Consider the following 18,841-nt stretch of genomic DNA (forward strand, 5'->3'; position numbering starts at 1 on the left):
ATCAATTTCCTTTCTCATCTGCACCTGCAGCCAGACGGTTGATCTGAGTGGCCAGATAACCGGCACCGTAGCCGTTATCAATATTCACCACAGCAATCCCATTCGCACAGGAATTGATCATGGTAAGAAGTGCCGAAAGACCATGCATGCTTGCACCATAACCCACAGAAGTCGGTACTGCGATCACCGGTCTGCTCACCAGACCGCCCATCACACTGGCAAGAGCTCCCTCCATTCCCGCAACTGCAATTACACAGTTCGCACTCTGGATCGTCTCCAGTCTGGAGAATAAACGATGCATTCCGCTGACTCCCACATCATAAATCCGTTCAACATTTGTGCCAAAATATTCCGCTGTCTGTGCAGCTTCCTCAGCAACCGGAATATCTGCAGTTCCTGCTGAACACACGGCGATCTTACCAATACGCTTCTTATCTTTCTTTTCAACCTTTAAGATGCGTGAGATCGGATCATATTCCACTTCCGGAAACTTCTCTTTCACCAGTTCATACTGATGTTGGGAAGCTCTGGTTCCGAATACCTCACCGTCTTCTCTGTATAATCTTTCAAAAATATTCAGAAGATGTTCATCTGCCTTATTACTGCAGTAGATTACTTCTGCGAAACCGGTTCTTGCCTTGCGGCTTGTATCCAGCTTCGCATATCCCATTTCTTCATAACTTTCTTTCTTAAGGATTCTCTCTGCCTCTTTCACAGATACAGAACCACTTTTTACACTTTCAAGAATCTCCTGTAAGGTCATGAATCCCTCCTTTTAGAACACCACCTGCACCAGAAACATATAGACAGCCGTTCCCGCTATAATACTGAGCAGTGTATTTCTCTTCCATAAATGAAGATTTTGCTGTTATCATTCTTTTTCCTTATCAGCGCCCTTATTTCCACGCTGATCATAGTCATCCAGGAAATTATAATATTCTCCATCTTTATGATATCCCATAACAGTACGAAGATTAATATCCCGCACACTGTTAAAGATATTCGTCTCGATCACACTGCTTGTATTTCTAAACTGCGCAACCAGCTCTTTCATCTCATCACGCTTGGAACCACGTCCACCCCCACAGCTTACACAATTCTCGGTGAAACGGCATGCACACTGAATGAAGTGCAGCCCATTGGTATCTCTCCATGCCTTGATCGCAGATTCCTTGATCAGATACATAGGACGGATCAATTCCATTCCCTCAAAGTTCTGACTGTGCAGCTTCGGCATCATAGTCTCCACCTTACCACTGTACAGCATACCCATAAGGATCGTCTCGATCACATCATCAAAATGATGTCCCAGCGCAATCTTATTACATCCCAGCTCCTTGGCATGAGAATACAGATAACCACGTCTCATTCTCGCACAAAGATAACAGGGATTATTCTCAATTTCTGCCACTGTATCAAAAATATCACTCTCAAAAACCGTAAGAGGAATTCCCAGAAGCTCTGCATTATCCTGAATAATCTTCCAGTTATCTGCATTATAGCCCGGATTCATTACCAGAAACACCAGTTCAAAATGAATTTTCCCATGACGCTTCAGCTCCTGAAGCAGCTTCGCCATCAGCATAGAGTCCTTACCACCTGAAATACAGACAGCAATCTTATCCCCCTCCTGAATCAGCTGATACTCATTCAAAGCCTTGGTAAACGGTCTCCAGACTGTCTTTCTGAAAGTCTTGATAATACTGTGCTCAATCTCTTTCGTCTTCAGTTCCTTCTGCTCCTTAGCATCATTCTCCATAAAACGACTCAGAGAAAGTCTCAGATACGCACGATATCCGCCCTCAATATTCACAGCCTCATACCCTGCATCACTCAGCTTCTCCACACAGTCCCGGCTCCTGTCCCCCGTATGACAAAGGACATACACAGTTTTATCTTTATCAACAGTTTCCATCTTCTCATCAAACTCATCCAGCGGAATATTCACCGCCCCAGGAAAAGACCCCCTGCTATACTGATCCGCCGGCCGCACATCCACGATCGTAATCTCAGAAGCATCAATCTTCTCCAACTCTTCCACACTAATTGTATTCATATATAACCTGCCTTTATCTCTTAAAAATCAATCGCCTACATCTGATGAATCACCCTATATTTCCGCCCAATTCACCAGCCCTTATTATACTTTGAACCCCCATGATAGTCAACATATTCCCTCTCTGTTGACCCTTTTCTCATCATCCCACTTCTCCGAATAGCAGCCAACTTTCACTTCTATTCCATCTCCATCCCTCTCCCCACCTCAACACCCCGCAAAAATTTTGTGTGTGCACACAAAATTTTAAGACCTACATTTTTCTGCGCGTCCCTTGCCCCCAAACAAAAAAAGATGTGCACCATACCATCTCTGATACAATACACATCCACATAAACATTTTTTATCTCCTGCACTCCGCAGTCAAGTCCTTAACAACCTCTCCCGCAATAATCAATCCCACCACAGACGGCACAAACGCCACACTGCCGGGAATATCCCTGCGCTCCGTACACTTATGCTTCGCCCCTGGAGGACAAATACAGTGCGACCTGCAACTGATTGCCATATCCTCAATCGGTCTGATCGGCTGCTCCTCAGAATAAACAACCTTCAGCTTCTTCACACCACGCTTCTTCAACTCTCTGCGCATAACTTTCGCCAGTGGACACACCTTCGTCTTATAAATATCCGCCACACGAAACGCACTCGCATCCAGCTTATTTCCTGCCCCCATACTACTGATGATCGGCGTCCCGGACTCTTTTGCACGCATAATCAGCTCAATCTTTGCAGTCACCGTATCCACAGCATCTACCACATAATCATACTCGCTGAAATCAAAATCAGAAGCATTCTCCGGCAAATAAAAGCACTGATGGATACGAACATCCGCTTTCGGATTGATTTCCAGAATCCTGTCTCGCATTACCTCAGTCTTATACTGGCCTACCGTTTTTCTGGTAGCAATGATCTGTCTGTTAAGATTAGTCAGGCATACTTTGTCATCATCAATCAGGTCAAAAGAACCTACGCCGCTTCTCACCAGCGCTTCACATACATATCCTCCAACCCCTCCGATTCCAAATACTGCCACACGGGAGTTCTCCAGTTTATTCATTGCTTCTTTTCCCAGAAGAAGCTCTGTTCTTGAAAATTGATTGAGCATATTTCCTCCATTCATTTTTTTCTTCTGTCTGGATGCTGTCATTAATCAGAACAACATCCTTATTTTACCTTCTGCAGTTACTTACACTGCCACTTTATATATCTGATCATCATCTCCGGATTGAACCGCAGATTCTGTATCATTCTTTTCCATTTCCTCTCTCATTCGTCCAACCCTGTTACCTGTAATATAGGCCGCTCTGCACGCCAGGATCAAAAAAACGATCAGCAGAAACCAAATCCAGATTCTTCTTTTGTTTTTTATAATCAACCGTTTCATAATTATACGCCATTTTCCTCTTAAAAATTAGTGCAGGAGGATTTCTCCTCCTGTCAGATAACTCTGTATATTACAGTTCTCTCTGTAACCTTATCGCTTCGAAAAAGCAAGATATGCTGCTCCGATCAGACCGGAGTCCTCATTTAATGTGGATTTTCTCACTTTAATAAATGGTCTCTGTGCCTCATAAACTTTACTCTTCACAAGTTCTTCCACTTCTTCTACGAAACCATTTATCTTAATCGCCACTGAACCACCCAGAATTACAATATCCGGGTCAACAAGATTATAAATCGCCGCGATGAAATTGGCAAGATGAACTTTTGCATCTTCCATAATTTTCTTAGCTGTTTCATTTCCGGCAAGTGCCAGATCATTGACTTCACCTGCATGTTTTACATCCAGTCCTGCTTTTCTGGCTCTTACTGTAATGGCAGTTCCACTGCTGATTGCCTCGATTCCACCTGGAAGAATGGTTCCGTGAGACGGGCCATCCTGCATCATGATCGTATTCTCTACTTCATTCGCCCATCCATGAGCTCCCTGAAAAATTTTCTTATCAATCACAAAGCCAGATCCGATTCCTGTAGAAATCGTCAGGAACTGGACAAATCTGTAATCCTTCCCTTCTCCCGCCACAGCTTCAGCAAGAGCTGCCAGATTTCCGTCATTATTCAGATATACCGGAATATGGATCATATCTCTCAGTTTCTGTGCTACCGGTAAATGATACCAGTCACCTCTGATATTCGGAGGTGTGATAATTTTCTCATTTACCAGATCAAGCGGTCCAGGGCAGGACATTCCTGCTCCCACGATCTCGCAGTCATATCCTTTGATCACATCTGCAATCTTTCCCAGTGTTTCTTCCGGATCTTCCGGGTTTGTAGGAAACTGCTGCCTGTCAGTAATCTCCAGATTCTCATTAACAAGTGCAACTCTTGTATTCGTTCCGCCGATATCAATTGCTACTGCATATCTCATAATAAATCCCACAACTGTATTCTTTCCCTGCAAATACAGTCTTCCCTTTCTTTATATAGTGTTTTGCTGTTACTGTTGTTCCTCTCGCTTCGCATAAAGTCAAACAGATAAAATCATCCGCTTCGCTACTTGCTCATGACCAGATATCTGCTCCGCAGTTTGATTAAATTACGAAGCATATTACCGAGAATGGAATAAACTGCAGCTAATTATTTCAGTCTTATTTTTAACGTCTTAATTTCATATGGCTTAATGCAGAAAGAAACTGTATGATCCGCATAAGATACCTGCTGTTCATCTTCTTCCAGAAGATTACACTCAACCACATCTGCAATTTTTTCCCCACAGGTAAGAACCACATTCGCTCTTTTATTATAGCATTCATACAGACGAACGATCAGTTCCTCTCCGATTTCTGCCTTTTTAACCGTTTCAATTATTACATTATCCTGATCAACCTTGATCAGAGAATATTCTGTGGCAAGTTTTCCGCCCTTGTTTTCCTTAACAACCGCTGTCATCGGATTATTCAGCTCATATGCCTGAGCAACCGTATTGGCATCTGTCCAGTTTTCTGCATGCGGATAAATTGAATAGGTAAATTCATGATGTTCTTTATCTGCTTCAGGATTCGGATGGATCGCAGATTTCAGCATGGAAAGTCCAACCTCACTTCCACGCACACTTACTCCAAACTTACAGTCATTCAGGAAGCTTACTCCATATCCGCCTTCACTTACATCCATCCACTTATGATGGCAGACTTCAAATTTAGCAAAATCCCATGACGTATTTGCATGTGTCGGGCGTTTTACGTTGCCGTACTGAATGTCAAATGTTGCTTCATTGGCATGCACATCTACAGGGAAATAATCTTTAACAAAAATCTGGTGTTCTTTCCAGTCAATACTGTTCTTGATATCAATTCTCGGAATATCATGATATAGATAAATTTCCTGAACGATCACAGAATCCAGATATTTTCTCTCAATCCTCACGCATGCTCTTACCGGTCCGTTCTCTGTTACTTTTATGGAGGAAACATCATCAATTTCCCAGGATTTCTCCGTATAATAATTATTTACATCCCAGGCATCATAATTATGCGGGCGGTCCTCATAACTGATGATCACATTACCTGCTTTACCTTCTTTAAGGATCTGTCTCTTCGCTGATTTATCATAAATCTTCGCAAACTGACCTTTTTCGTTATAATCAATTGCAAACCAGTCATTCTCCATATGTTTTACAGAAACATCCATGGACGCTTCTTCTGCAGACTCTTCTCCATCTTCCAGAACATAAGTTTTATATCCCTTTGATGGCACTCCCACTGCTGTAAAAATATAAACGTCTCCTGTCTTCTGGACCGCAACCTGAGTTCCATGATCTCTTAGTACCGGGTTCTTAATCTCTTCAGGGCAGGCAAAGGAAACAATTCCCGGAACCTCGCCGCTGTTCGGATTAAACACGACCACCGCATGTAAAGGTGCATCTACATTCTTTACAAGGCTTCCAAGGGAAGCAGCTTTCAATTCTTTATTTTCCTCAAAAATCTTCTCATATTCTGCTTTGGAGTCATCATATACCTCTTTAATGGAAGATCCTGGCAGAATATCATGGAACTGATTTCTTAGGATCACTTCCCATGCATCATAAAGAGCATCTTTCGGGTATGTATTTCCTGTCAGCAGTTCATCCATTGCCGCATAAGTTTCTTCATCCTGATAAGCAAGCTCTGCTTTACGGTTATACTTCTTATTTCTCGCCATAGAAGTATAGGTTCCTCTGTGATATTCCAGATATAATTCTCCGACCCATGACGGAAGATATTTACTGCCCTTTGTTTCTTTGTCCAGTCTCTCAAAGAACTCAAGCGCTGTGGACATTTTGGTTCTCGGGCATCCCGGTATTCCCTGGCTCATACGCCTCTGATTTTCCAGTTCTTCTTTCGACGGGCCACCGCCACCGTCACCAAATCCGAAGCTGCAGAGAACCTCATCATTCAAGTCTTTCTGACTGTAACGGGCCCATCCGCCCTTCATCTGACTTGGATTCAGGTAACCATTATAAGTTGTAAAATGCTCTGTTTCTGTGCCGCCTTCTACAGCAGCTTTATTATAATCTCTGGTAGGAATAAAATGGGTCAGCACTCTGCTGCCGTCAATTCCTTCCCATTCAAACGTATCATAAGGCATTTTGTTTAATTCATTCCAGCTGATCTTTGTTGTCATAAAATACGGGATTCCGCATTTCTGCATGATCTGAGGCAGGGCAGCTGAATATCCGAATACATCCGGAAGCCAGAGGATCTTGTTGTCCGTTCCGAATTCCTCTTTGAAGAATTTCTTTCCATGCATAAACTGACGCACCAGAGCCTCTCCTGATGCCAGATTGCAGTCCGCTTCCACAAACATACCGCCCTCTGTTTCCCAGCGGCCTTCTTTTACGCGCTCCTTGATCTGCTCATAAACCTGAGGTGCATTCTTCTTTACAAATTTGTAAAGCTGTGGCTGGCTAGACATGAAAATATATTCCGGATATTGTTTCATCAGATTCAGCACAGTGGAAAAACTTCTTACAGCTTTATCTTCTGTTACCCTTAATGTCCATAGCCATGCGCAGTCAATATGTGTATGACCTACACAACAGATCACTGGCCCCTGTTCTTTATCACAATGTTTCTCATAAAACTCTTTTGTAATAAATTCCTGTGCTTTCTCAAGGCTCTTGTAATATTCCGGTGAACCTTCTTTTCTCATATCCAGAAGATTCAGGGAATCATTTAACGCCTGAATAATCGTAATATACGCTCTGTCCTCTGTATTTAACAGACGTGCAGTTTCATATGGCACAGAGAGGTCATAGAAATACTTCTCTGTTTTTCTGTCCAGAACCTTTAATCTGGAATCCAGCTTCAATCTGAAATTCTGATCTCCGGTAAAAGCAGAGAGAATAATTCTGTACTGCATTCCCGCTTTTGCCTGCTCTGCAAGAATGATTTCTCTGTGGTTAATGTCAAGTCCTTGTACAAGAGTGCCGTTTACATAGATTGTAAACTGCGGATTAGTCGCATCCCATTCCCCTTCTTTTCCTGTCCGAAGTTCGTACACAACACATTTTCCATCAAACTCTTCCGGAACCGTTACGAAAGTTTCAAACCAGTAATATTCTCTGTGTCCACCCCACACTTCCGTATTTGTAAATTCTTCCCAGCCAGAAGTATCAAGATCTGCTATATTCTCAAATCTCTTATCCGTTTTGATCATACGGTACTTCTGAATTGGCATACTCTCAGGATAAATCTGCTCTTTTATGTATTCCAGCATTTTACTAATACGCTCTTTAATGAGAACCATTTTTTGCCTCCCAGTCATTCTCCATCAGAAAACAATATTTTTCTGATAAAAGAGAATATTTATCGTCAATATCCTCCAATATACTTATGTTGTGTCAAGTGTATCACAGAAAAAAGAATCCCGCAATGCGGGATTCTTTCAGAAATACTGTGGTATTATTCAGATTTGTTTGACAATTATATTACGCCGCCTGTGAACGTTGCTGGGTGAAATTCACAAATCGGAAATGTTTATCCATCTGGTCACCGATCAGGCCGATCACTTTCCCCATGGTAAATGCTGCCAGCACGGTTCCTATTCCAAGCCCGCTGATATGTCCCAGGATCATTCCTGTCATACAGGCAGTAATTGTCAGGCAGATTACATCGAAAGAAACCTTAATCTTGGAATATTTCACCTTGATGATCTCTGACAACTCACGTGGAAACAGGTCCGTCGGAATGATCGGCAGTCCGCATCTGTTGGAAAGTGCGATTCCTATGCAGATCAGCAGATAACTGATGACAAAGTATAAGATTCTGAGCGGAATTGTCTTTGGCAGGACATTAATCCATGCCTCATTGACATCAAGTAGTTCGCTGAATGCAAATCCTACAAGGAAACTGCACAGATAAACCGGTACGAATTTCTTTCTCAGTATCATCAAGCTTAAGATCAGAAGTGCCTGGAAAATATAAGTCCATGTTCCCAGTGTGATCACCGGAAATACTTTCTCAAATGCATAAGGTACACTGGATATGGCAGATATTCCGGAACCTGAATACAGCATCAGGATAACTGCAAGGCTGTTGATCATAACTGCGGATCACCAATGCCAGCTCCCCTCTGAAAATATGTCTGGAATCTTCTTCTCCGTTTATTTTCATAATAATTTTCTCTCCTCATTACGCACAAAAACAAGGGGCCGCTGTCGAAAAGTTGACGGCAGACCCTTGTATGTGTCTTTAAAAATTTATGCTGTTTGTTCTGCTAATATGATGTCAGGGGCAAAAGGTACCTTGTCCCTGACCTTGTATCTTAATATTATTCTACGATGCAGACACGGATCATGTTTGTTCTTCCCGGAATACCAAGCGGTACACCACCTGCGAATACAACCGTATCACCAACTTTTACAAGTTTATGCTTCTGTGCTGCTTCGATTGCTCTCAGGCAAAGGATTTCAGAGCTGTATTCTTCTTTGATGAGCATCGGATAAACGCCCCAGGACAGGTTCAGCTGACGCAGAACTCTCTCAGAGCTTGTGCATGCACCGATCAGACATCCTGGTCTGTGTTTGGACATCATGTGTGCGGTACTTCCGGATTTTGTCACTGCAAGGATTGCACGAGCCTTCAGGTCGATTGCTGTCAGGCAGGTTGCATGTGCGATCGCATTTGTGATGTCCGGGTTTTCATTTCTGTCTGTTTTCTTAAAGATTGTATTGTAGTCAATATTCTGTTCCATATGCTCTGCGATACGGCTCATCATCTGAAGTGCCTGTACCGGATATTTACCAGCTGCTGTTTCTCCGGAAAGCATAGTCGCACTTGTTCCCTGGAAGATCGCATTGGCAACGTCTGTAGCCTCTGCACGGGTTGGTCTCGGATGAGAGATCATGGAGTCAAGCATCTGTGTTGCAGTGATGACAGGTTTGCCTGCTGTATAAACTTTCTGGATGATCTTCTGCTGGATAACAGGTACATATTCCGGTGGAATCTCAACACCCATGTCACCTCTGGCGATCATAATACCGTCTGCTGCTTCGATGATCTCATCAATATTGTCAACACCCTGCTGGTTCTCAATCTTGGCAATGATCTGGATTTCTTCACCGCCGTTTTCTTTCAGGATTTTTCTTACTTCACGGATATCATCAGCAGTACGTGTAAAAGATGCTGCAACAAAGTCAAATCCTTCCTGAATACCGAAAAGAAGGTCATCATGGTCTTTCTTGCTGATAAATGGCATCTTCAGGTTTGCACCCGGAACATTGACACCTTTTTTATCACCAACTACACCTGCGTTGATAACTTTACATACGATATCTTTTCCTGCGATATCCTGAACTTCCAGATCTACAAGTCCGTCATCAACCAGAATGTGTCCGCCTGGTTTTACATCCTTATAAAGTTCTTTATAAGTAATGCTTACGTGCTCGTTAGTTCCTTCGATATCTTTATTTGTAAATGTAAAAATCTGTCCTTCTTCCAGAGAAACCTTACCATCCTTGAAGCATCCAAGTCTGATCTCCGGTCCCTTTGTATCAAGAAGTGCTGCAACAGGTCTGTCATATTTCTTGCGAAGTTCTCTCAGCTTCTGGATACGTCCTCTCTGTTCATCGTGAGGTCCATGTGAAAAGTTGAAACGTGCTACGTCCATTCCCTCTCTCACAAGCTGTTCCATAACATCGCCTTTATCAGTAGACGGTCCCATTGTACAGATAATTTTGGTTTTTCTCATTTAATTCTTTCCCTCCAACTGTTGATTGTATCTATTATCCCTGTCAATATTGTGTAAAAATTACTTTTCTCTTATCTTCCGGAAAAAAACCGTTAAAAAGAGTTTGCAAACCTGCCAGTTTTTTGTTTCTGTCAGCAGATTTCTTAACAGTTTCTATAGTAATGAAAAGCATTAAGTCAAATAAAAATTACCATTATTGAGAGTATCTGTCAATATCGAATTTCGGTTTATTTTTGTAAGTATTTGACAAAAAAATAACATACTTTTATTGCAAATGTTACATATAATTTCGTCGATCCGGCAGTTGGAAGATTTCCTGTTCAATCAATAAAAATATTTCTTTTTTGCTATTAAATGCCTGAATCAGAATTCAAAATCCGCATAGTCTTCCGGCAGGAATCTATGGTAAATGATATGGCATCCTTCATCTTTAAAACAATAATAGTAAGGATCTGATCCATCGTCAAAGCGAATCATCACATCAAATTCGCCATTATCCATCGGTTCCGTAACGATCTTATCTGAATAAGAATGAAACAGTTCTTTAATCTCATCCATCGTACATCCATGTCTGCCAACCAGCTCGATCAATGCCTTGATAAATTCATTATCTTTCATATTATTATGCACATATTCTGAAGCTTTATCCGAAACAGTAAAACAGAAACGGTCTCCTCTGTGAGAAACTACAACTTCTCCGAATTTCTCTTTTATATAGGAAGGAAAATCTTTTAAAATCTCCATCATGCCTGCAGCATCTGCCTCACTTCCAAAGAAATGATTCAGGGAACTGAGCGGATAATAAAGACTGATCTTCTCTTTCATATATCCAAGCTTCGCCTGTTCCTCTTTGATCACATCGATCAGACTGGTTTCTAATCTATTATAATTCATGTTTTAATCCTCCTGAAAATCCCTTTTTTTGCTCTTTTCTGGTTAATATTTTATCAGACATTGCCCGAAAATCAATGGATTTCTTTCTCAATTGTATACCCATCAAAACAATTCCAATGTTTTCTTTTTCGTACAAAAATAAAGCCTGCTCAATACTGTCCATTTTTTCTCCCCGGAAAATGGCTCTGGCCAAAACATCACGTGGATATTTTCAATTAAAAAACAGAGCCTTATTTGATCTGATTAGAATATAGTAAAAGATTCCTGCAAAATTTCCACTATATCAAAACAGCGTTCCAGATATTATTTATATCCAAAACGCTGCTATCATTTACATTATTTCAATATGTACTTAATCCCAGTTCTTACGCCCATAACGCAATGTCACATCATGAATCTCTTTCTGGAGTTTCTTTGTAAGATCTCTCTTCTTGATTCTCCACTTCCAGTTCGTGCCTACTGTAGACGGTTTGTTCATTCGGAATCTGTTATCCAGTCCCATGTAATCCTGCATTGGGATTACGCAGACACGTGCTGCGCTTCGCATGATCAGACTGATAAAGCATTTATACAGTTCTTCTTCCGGTGTTGCATGATCACACAGATAATCTCTTGCAAGTTTTCTCTCTGCTGCTGTGATGCTCTTCCACCATCCCACGATCGTTTCATTGTCATGAGTTCCTGTATATGCCACGCAGTTCTCTGGATAATTGTGCGGCAGATAATCACTGGCACATCCGGAATCTCTGGAGTCAAACGCAAATTCCAGAACTTTCATTCCCGGGAATCCACTCTCATAAACCAGATGACGTACAGAATCTGTCATGTATCCTAAGTCCTCTGCGATAACCTGTTTCCATCCAAGCGCCTGCTCGATCTTACGGAACAGATCAATTCCGGGACCTTTTTCCCAGTGTCCGCCTCTTGCATCTTTATCTCCGTATGGAATTGAGAAATATTCATCAAATCCACGGAAATGATCGATTCTTACAACATCATACAGTCTGAAGCAGTAACTCATTCTGGAAATCCACCACTGATATCCGGTATCTCTGTGATAATCCCAGCGATACAGCGGATTCCCCCATAACTGACCAGTTGCTGAGAATCCATCCGGCGGGCATCCTGCCACTGCCAGTGGTACATTGTCCTGATCCAGCTGGAACAGCTCCGGATGCGCCCATGCATCCGCACTGTCCATGGCAACATAAATCGGAATGTCTCCGATGATCTGAATTCCCTTTGAGTTTGCATAAGATTTCAGCTTCATCCACTGCTCGTAGAACTTAAACTGCATGTACTGCTGGAACTCAATATCAAAATATAATTCCTCGCGGTAATAATCCATAGCATTATTCCAGCGGAGTCTGATATCCTCTGCCCATTTTGTCCACTCTACACCTTCAAAGCGATCTTTTACTGCCATAAACAGAGCATAATCAGAAAGCCACCAGCTGTTCTCTGCTACGAATTTCTGATAATCAGGATTCTTGCTGATGTCACTGTTCTCATATGCTTTTCTCAGAAGCGGATAACGGCCTTTGTAAATCTTCTCATAATCTACATCGTCGATCTTCTTTCCCCAATTTACTTTCTCGCAGTCTTTCTTATCCAGAACGCCCTCTTCTACCAGTGCATCCAGATCAATAAAATACGGATTTCCTGCAAATGTAGAGAATGACTGATACGGAGAATCTCCATAACTTGTCGGTCCCAGTGGTAAAATCTGCCAATAGGTCTGTCCTGCTTCCTTTAACCAGTCTACAAATTCATATGCACTCTTGGAAAAACATCCGATTCCATAGTCTGATGGCAGACTGCTGATCGGCAGTAAAATTCCGGCTGCTCTTTTTCCCATAATTCTTATCTCCTTCGTGATCTTTCACTTTTGCCACTTATACTTTATTCTGAAACGCTTGTCGGGTTCCATATAAGCAGCTTTTATATACCTTATGCGCAATTGTTTTTTTTATTATATCTATTTTTTGTGCAAATTGCAATATAACTTTCGCATTATTCATTTTTTCGTGAAAATCACTAATCAGCAATCAGTTCTTTCCGACATGTTTCATATTAAATGTCAATAATTTTCCAATCAAATCTTTTTTAACATTTGGGAATCTCTTACTCATCTTCCATCCATATCAAAAAGTTATATTTATAATGCAATATTGCTATTTTACGTTTCGTTTCTGATATGATAGGATGTGCTCGGTTAAAAAAAATAACAAAGTAACACTCCAACTTATCTGTTGAGAAACACTTGTCATTAACCAACTTATGAAAGCTTCTTCGACAGATATCTTCGACATCTTAAGTTATACACATCAAAGACAAAGAAAGAGGTAAGAAAATGGAAGACAACAAATTATGTCTCGAAAAGCAGCCTTTAAACCAGGAAATGCTTGACAAAATCGATGCTTACTGGCGTGCAGCTAACTATCTGTCTGCCGGACAGCTCTATCTTCTCGACAATCCGCTTCTGAGAGAGCCATTAACTATGGATCAGATCAAGAAAAAAATTGTTGGTCACTGGGGAACTGTACCGGGACAGAACTTCGTTTATGCACACTGCAACCGTGTCATCAAACGTTATGACCTTGATATGATCCTGCTTTCCGGTCCTGGACATGGCGGAAACTTCATGATCGCCAACACCTATCTGGAAGGTTCCTACAGCGAAGTTTATCCTAACATCAGCCAGGATGAGGAAGGTATGAAGAAAATGTTCAAACAGTTCTCCTTCCCATGCGGAGTCCCAAGCCACTGCGCACCGGAGACACCTGGTTCCATTAATGAAGGTGGCGAGCTTGGTTACTCCATCGCTCATGCTTTCGGAGCTGTATTTGATAACCCGGATCTGATTGCAACTACTGTTGTAGGTGATGGTGAAGCTGAGACTGGTCCTCTGGCGACATCCTGGCAGTCCAACAAATTCCTGAACCCGATCACAGACGGTGCTGTACTTCCTATTCTTCACTTAAATGGATATAAGATCAGCAACCCGACTATCTTCTCTCGTCTTTCTCATGAAGAACTTGAATGCTTCTTCAAGGGCTGTGGCTGGAAACCATATTTCGTTGAAGGTGACGACCCAATGACAATGCACAAGAAGATGGCTGAAACAATGGACACAGTAATCGAAGAAATCAAAGCAATCCAGAAGAACGCCCGTGAGAACAATGATCCGGAACGTCCGGTATGGCCAATGATCATCCTCCGTACTCCTAAAGGATGGACAGGTCCTAAGGTTGTTGACGGACTTCAGATTGAAGGTTCCTTCCGTGCTCATCAGGTTCCGATCTCCATGGAGAAACCAGAACATCTTGAACTTCTGAAAGAATGGCTGGAAAGCTATCGTCCGCAGGAACTGTTCGATGAAAACGGACGTCTGATCCCTGAACTGGCTGAACTGGCACCTAAGGGAAATGCACGTCTTGGTGCCAACCCACATGCAAATGGCGGACTTCTTCTGAAAGACCTTCGTCTCCCGGATTTCCGTGATTACGGTATTGAAGTACAGCCTGGCAAAACAAAAGCTCAGGATATGATCGAACTTGGCGGATACATCCGCGACATCTTCAAACTGAATGAAGAAAACAAGAACTTCCGTATCTTTGGACCAGATGAAAGCATGTCCAACCGTCTGTACAAAGTATTTGAATATCAGAAACGTGACTGGAACGCAGAAATGCTTGATACTGACGACTGCCTCGCAAGAGACGGACGTATCATGGACAGTATGCTCAGCGAGCATATGTGTGAAGGATGGCTGGAAGGTTACCTGTTAACAGGTCGTCACGGCTTCTTCGCAAGCTATGAAGCATTCATCCGTATCGTTGACTCCATGGCAGCTCAGCATGCAAAATGGCTGAAAGTCTGCAACCAGCTTTCCTGGAGACAGCCGATCGCATCCCTGAACTTCATCCTGACATCCAACGTATGGCAGCAGGACCACAACGGATTTACACATCAGGATCCTGGATTCCTGGATCACATCGCTAATAAGAAAGCAGACGTGGTACGTATGTACTTACCACCAGACGCTAACTGCTTACTCTCCTGCTTCGATCACTGCATCAAGAGTAAGAACTATGTAAATGCGATCGTAGCTTCCAAACATCCAAGTTGCCAGTGGCTGACTATGGAGCAGGCTGTTAAGCACTGCACACAGGGTATCGGTATCTGGGAGTGGGCAAGCAATGACCGTGGTGAAGAACCAGACGTTGTTATGGCTTGCTGCGGTGATACACCTACACTTGAGATCATGGCTGCAGTTACTATCCTTCGTGATGAAATGCCAGAACTTAAGATCCGTGTTGTTAACGTTGTCGACCTGTTCAAACTGGAATCTGACCACAAACATCCACACGGCTTAAGTGACGCAGAATATGATGCAATCTTCACAAAAGATAAACCTGTCATCTTTGCATTCCATGGATATCCAACACTGATCCATGAGCTTACTTATGAGCGTCACAACCACAATATCTCTGTTCACGGATATCAGGAAGAAGGTACTATTACTACACCATTCGATATGCGTGTACAGAACCAGATCGACCGTTTCAATCTTGTAAAGGATGCCATCATGCATCTTCCACAGCTTGGAAACAAAGGTTCCTTCTTAATCCAGAAGATGAATGACAAGCTTGTTGAGCACAAACAGTATATTGCTGAATATGGACAGGATCTGGAAGAGATTCGAAACTGGGAGTGGCATAAATAAATCCGTCTAACAGATGATAAATTCCTTATAAATATAATAAGTCATCAGGATTCACATCATGTGGATTTCCTGATGACTTTTCTATTTCAGCGGTTCTGTTCTTTCCGTTCTGCCAAAAACTTCTGGAATGCTTTAGATGCAATACTTTGAGGATATTCTGTATCATGGATCAGAATAATGCTTCTCTCCGGAAGTGTTTCATTTACATCTATCTCAAAAACCTTTCCGGATTCCAGATCATCTCCGGCAAATTCTCCTGGCAGGAATCCGATTCCCATATTATACCGTACTGCCGGGAGAATCATATCTGTAGTCGCCAGCTCTACATCCGGCGAAAACTGCAGTCCATTTTTTGAAAAATACTCATTCAAAAATCTCCTGCTGATTGCCTCGGAAGTCAGGCTGATCCATGGATAGGCTGAAAGTTCCTCCAACGAAGTCTTCCTCCCCTTCAGCTCCGCAAAACGACTGCCTCCGATCAGAATTTCCCTATACTTTCGCACTACTTTCATTTTCAGTGGCTCTGCTAACTGTAAAGAAGCAGATACAACTGCAAGATCTACTTTACCCTCTTTTAAGGCATTTACAGAATCTGTAGTGCTGTTATTAAGAATTTTAAAATGCACATTCGGGTATTGAATATTAAAGTCTCTGACTGCCTCGAACAAATAACAGTGCAATGCTGTCTCTGTTGCACTGATATAAATGGTCCCGTTCTCAAGGCTGATCAGATTATTAAGATTATCCTCGGCTTTGAAAAACTGAGCACAGCCTGCTGCTACATACTGATAGAAAATCTTTCCCTCAGGAGTCAGTTTCATGCCACTTTTGCTTCTGGTAAACAGTCTGCACCCTAATATATTTTCCAGATTATGTATCGTCCTGGTCACAGCCGGCTGGCTGGTCTTTAATACTGATGCTGCCTTTGTCAGATTCTCATATTTTGACACATAATAAAAAACTTTATAATATTCAAAATTTGCGTTCATTCTGTTCTCCGTCTTTCATTGTCTTATGTACAGTAACATATTTTACGCGCCTATTCTATCACAATTCTTTTTTCTGTACAATCTGATATGCCCAGAGTGTGTATTACTGTTTACTTCGTTATTACTATTCTCAAAAATAATCTCGTTTTCTTCATTGCGTTTTTTCGCACAATACAATATAATAAATTCAGAATTTATTTATGCAAAAAGACGAAAGGATGTACATATGAAACACCAAAAAGACTGGTATAAAGATCTGGTGATCTACCAGATTTACCCAAGAAGTTTTAAAGATGGCAACAATGATGGAATCGGTGATCTGAAGGGAATGATTGAGAAGCTGGATTATCTGAAGGAGCTTGGCATCAATGCAGTATGGATGTCTCCTGTCTATGCTTCTCCGAATGTGGATAACGGTTACGATATTTCTGATTACTTCGCGATCATGGAAGAATTCGGAACTATGGAAGACTGGGATGCTTTCCGCGATGGTGCACATGAACGAGGCATCGCCATCATCATGGATCTGGTCCTGAACCATTCTTCAGATAAACATAAATGGTTCCTAGAATCAAAGAAATCCCGCAATAATCCTTACAGTGATTACTATATCTGGCGTGATCCTGCACCGGACGGAGGCACACCCAACTGCTGGATGTCCGTATTTGGCGGAAGCGCCTGGGAATATGTTCCGGAACGTGGACAATACTATCTCCATTTCTTTGCCAAAGAACAGCCGGATCTGAACTGGGATAATCCAGAAACTAAAGAGAAAATTTTTGATATTATCCGTTTCTGGAATGAGAAAGGTGTTGACGGATATCGCATTGATGCCATCAGTTATCTTGACAAAGGACTGGACGGACGTGCAGATATGAATGAACCCATTGGTACTGTAGCGTGTGTAAATCTGGAGGGAACCCACCGCTACATCCGTGAAATGGTTGCAGAAACAATGACTCCCGACAATCTGATGAGTGTAGGAGAAGTTAATATCAACAATGAACAGGATGCCATCAACTATTCCAGCGCAGCAAGCAAAGAATTTAACATGGCCATTCCATTTGTCCCTCCGATTGTTGAAATCCAGACATGGTCACCAGAGAAAATGAAACGTGATCTTAAGAAAGATTATGAAATCCTGAAAAAAGACGGATGGTGGGCAAGATTTTTAAGTAATCACGACAAACCGCGTCAGGTTTCCCTTTACGGAAATGACAGAGAATTCTGGTCAGAATCTGCAAAAATGCTGGCATGTTATCTGCACACACTTCCCGGTACCCCCTTTGTTTTCCAGGGCGAAGAATTGGGAATGACCAATGTTGCCTTCCCATCTATCGATGATTACGATGATATCGATACCCGCAATTACTATAAAACCATGATCGAACAGGGAACTTCTCCTGAAGAAGCACTGGCAGAATCCAGAAGTATCAGCCGTGATAATGCAAGAACTCCTATGCAGTGGAACGACAGTCCAAACGGCGGATTTTCTGAGCATACTCCATGGCTTGGTGTCAATCCGAACTATAAGCTCATTAACGCAGAAAGCCAGATGAATGATGACTCTTCCGTTTTCAGATTCTACCAGAATCTTATCGCACTACGCAAAAAACACCCGATAATGGCTCATGGAGATTTCAAACTCTGCTGTCCGGAAGAGGGACCGATTATTGCCTACACCAGAAGCTGGCAGAACGAGACATGGCTGGCAGTGCATAATTTCTCTGCATCCATGCAGAAATTCCATTATGGCGCTGAAGATATTGAATTACCGTGCAACACTCCCGTAATTATTTCCAATTACGGAGAAAATGAAGTTGAATACGGAATTGGAACACTTGTACTCAAACCTTACGAAACTGTTGTGTTCCAGTTACATTAAGCAACTTCATCAATACAGACAGTAAAAAGCAGAACCATTGGACAACTATCCCTCAATGGTTCTGCTGCTTCTACAGCACATCATCCTCTACACCTTCTAGTCAAACGGATATTCGC

At 42.1% G+C, this 18,841-nt stretch carries 13 protein-coding genes and 2 pseudogenes; 2 read left to right on the forward strand and 13 right to left on the reverse strand.

Going from position 1 to position 18,841, the window contains the following annotated elements:
- Position 1: 1 nt before the first annotated feature.
- The 12 genes and pseudogenes from larB to malQ form a co-directional block, all read right to left on the reverse strand.
- Complete coding sequence (larB, locus tag ACTNC0_RS12775; RefSeq protein ID WP_441087678.1) at positions 2–763, reverse strand: nickel pincer cofactor biosynthesis protein LarB; 762 nt, start codon at positions 761–763, stop codon at positions 2–4.
- A gap of 12 nt (positions 764–775) precedes the next feature.
- Positions 776–859: pseudogene (locus ACTNC0_RS12780) on the reverse strand (AzlD domain-containing protein); the annotation flags it as partial.
- Between the two features lie 12 nt (positions 860–871).
- Positions 872–2,056, reverse strand: a complete 1,185-nt coding sequence (locus ACTNC0_RS12785) for an ATP-binding protein (protein ID WP_441087679.1) — start codon at positions 2,054–2,056, stop codon at positions 872–874.
- A 343-nt stretch (positions 2,057–2,399) separates the two neighbouring features.
- Positions 2,400–3,164, reverse strand: coding sequence for a tRNA threonylcarbamoyladenosine dehydratase (locus tag ACTNC0_RS12790; RefSeq protein ID WP_441087723.1), 765 nt, complete (start codon positions 3,162–3,164; stop codon positions 2,400–2,402).
- Positions 3,165–3,245: 81 nt separating this feature from the next.
- Positions 3,246–3,443: a hypothetical protein gene (locus ACTNC0_RS12795; RefSeq protein WP_291807647.1), complete on the reverse strand. Its 198-nt coding sequence runs from the start codon at positions 3,441–3,443 to the stop codon at positions 3,246–3,248.
- 90 nt (positions 3,444–3,533) lie between these two features.
- Positions 3,534–4,460 (reverse strand): ROK family protein, encoded by a 927-nt coding sequence (locus tag ACTNC0_RS12800; RefSeq protein ID WP_441087680.1) that lies wholly within the window; start codon positions 4,458–4,460, stop codon positions 3,534–3,536.
- Between the two features lie 176 nt (positions 4,461–4,636).
- A complete protein-coding gene (locus tag ACTNC0_RS12805) occupies positions 4,637–7,786 on the reverse strand; it encodes an alpha-mannosidase (protein ID WP_291817880.1) in 3,150 nt (1,049 codons plus the stop codon).
- Between the two features lie 181 nt (positions 7,787–7,967).
- Positions 7,968–8,652 (reverse strand): annotated as a pseudogene (locus ACTNC0_RS12810) (DUF6198 family protein).
- A 157-nt stretch (positions 8,653–8,809) separates the two neighbouring features.
- Positions 8,810–10,228, reverse strand: a complete 1,419-nt coding sequence (gene pyk, locus ACTNC0_RS12815) for a pyruvate kinase (RefSeq protein ID WP_291805771.1) — start codon at positions 10,226–10,228, stop codon at positions 8,810–8,812.
- Between the two features lie 363 nt (positions 10,229–10,591).
- Entirely contained in the window at positions 10,592–11,122 is a 531-nt protein-coding gene (locus tag ACTNC0_RS12820) for a DUF3877 family protein (RefSeq protein ID WP_441087681.1), read from the reverse strand.
- Positions 11,112–11,285: a hypothetical protein gene (locus ACTNC0_RS12825; protein WP_291805777.1), complete on the reverse strand. Its 174-nt coding sequence runs from the start codon at positions 11,283–11,285 to the stop codon at positions 11,112–11,114. The genes ACTNC0_RS12820 and ACTNC0_RS12825 overlap by 11 nt, the downstream gene beginning before the upstream one ends.
- A gap of 189 nt (positions 11,286–11,474) precedes the next feature.
- A complete protein-coding gene (malQ, locus tag ACTNC0_RS12830; RefSeq protein WP_291817888.1) occupies positions 11,475–12,980 on the reverse strand; it encodes a 4-alpha-glucanotransferase in 1,506 nt (501 codons plus the stop codon).
- A gap of 495 nt (positions 12,981–13,475) precedes the next feature.
- Here malQ and ACTNC0_RS12835 point away from each other — a divergent pair, with 495 nt between their 5' ends.
- The gene (locus tag ACTNC0_RS12835) at positions 13,476–15,851 is read left to right on the forward strand and encodes a phosphoketolase family protein (RefSeq protein WP_441087682.1); all 2,376 of its coding nucleotides are present in this window, start codon (positions 13,476–13,478) and stop codon (positions 15,849–15,851) included.
- Between the two features lie 86 nt (positions 15,852–15,937).
- Here the strand turns inward: ACTNC0_RS12835 and ACTNC0_RS12840 are convergent, their stop codons facing one another.
- Positions 15,938–16,840, reverse strand: coding sequence for a LysR family transcriptional regulator (locus ACTNC0_RS12840; RefSeq protein ID WP_008706826.1), 903 nt, complete (start codon positions 16,838–16,840; stop codon positions 15,938–15,940).
- 226 nt (positions 16,841–17,066) lie between these two features.
- On the opposite strand from ACTNC0_RS12840, the gene ACTNC0_RS12845 reads away from it, so the two are divergent.
- Complete coding sequence (locus ACTNC0_RS12845; RefSeq protein WP_441087683.1) at positions 17,067–18,725, forward strand: glycoside hydrolase family 13 protein; 1,659 nt, start codon at positions 17,067–17,069, stop codon at positions 18,723–18,725.
- The last annotated feature ends 116 nt before the right edge of the window (positions 18,726–18,841 follow it).

The organism is Blautia sp. HCP3S3_B11 (assembly GCF_052064435.1).
Lineage (GTDB): Bacteria > Bacillota > Clostridia > Lachnospirales > Lachnospiraceae > Blautia_A.

What these genes read in the sequence shown, in the direction of transcription:
- ACTNC0_RS12820 (WP_441087681.1), bottom strand. Translation starts at nt 11,122, where the DNA reads ATGAATTATAATAGATTAGAAACCAGTCTGATCGATGTGATCAAAGAG.
- ACTNC0_RS12840 (WP_008706826.1), bottom strand. Translation starts at nt 16,840, where the DNA reads ATGAACGCAAATTTTGAATATTATAAAGTTTTTTATTATGTGTCAAAA.
- pyk (WP_291805771.1), bottom strand. Translation starts at nt 10,228, where the DNA reads ATGAGAAAAACCAAAATTATCTGTACAATGGGACCGTCTACTGATAAA.
- ACTNC0_RS12835 (WP_441087682.1), top strand. Translation starts at nt 13,476, where the DNA reads ATGGAAGACAACAAATTATGTCTCGAAAAGCAGCCTTTAAACCAGGAA.
- ACTNC0_RS12790 (WP_441087723.1), bottom strand. Translation starts at nt 3,164, where the DNA reads ATGCTCAATCAATTTTCAAGAACAGAGCTTCTTCTGGGAAAAGAAGCA.
- malQ (WP_291817888.1), bottom strand. Translation starts at nt 12,980, where the DNA reads ATGGGAAAAAGAGCAGCCGGAATTTTACTGCCGATCAGCAGTCTGCCA.
- ACTNC0_RS12795 (WP_291807647.1), bottom strand. Translation starts at nt 3,443, where the DNA reads ATGAAACGGTTGATTATAAAAAACAAAAGAAGAATCTGGATTTGGTTT.
- ACTNC0_RS12845 (WP_441087683.1), top strand. Translation starts at nt 17,067, where the DNA reads ATGAAACACCAAAAAGACTGGTATAAAGATCTGGTGATCTACCAGATT.
- ACTNC0_RS12805 (WP_291817880.1), bottom strand. Translation starts at nt 7,786, where the DNA reads ATGGTTCTCATTAAAGAGCGTATTAGTAAAATGCTGGAATACATAAAA.
- ACTNC0_RS12785 (WP_441087679.1), bottom strand. Translation starts at nt 2,056, where the DNA reads ATGAATACAATTAGTGTGGAAGAGTTGGAGAAGATTGATGCTTCTGAG.
- larB (WP_441087678.1), bottom strand. Translation starts at nt 763, where the DNA reads ATGACCTTACAGGAGATTCTTGAAAGTGTAAAAAGTGGTTCTGTATCT.
- ACTNC0_RS12825 (WP_291805777.1), bottom strand. Translation starts at nt 11,285, where the DNA reads ATGGACAGTATTGAGCAGGCTTTATTTTTGTACGAAAAAGAAAACATT.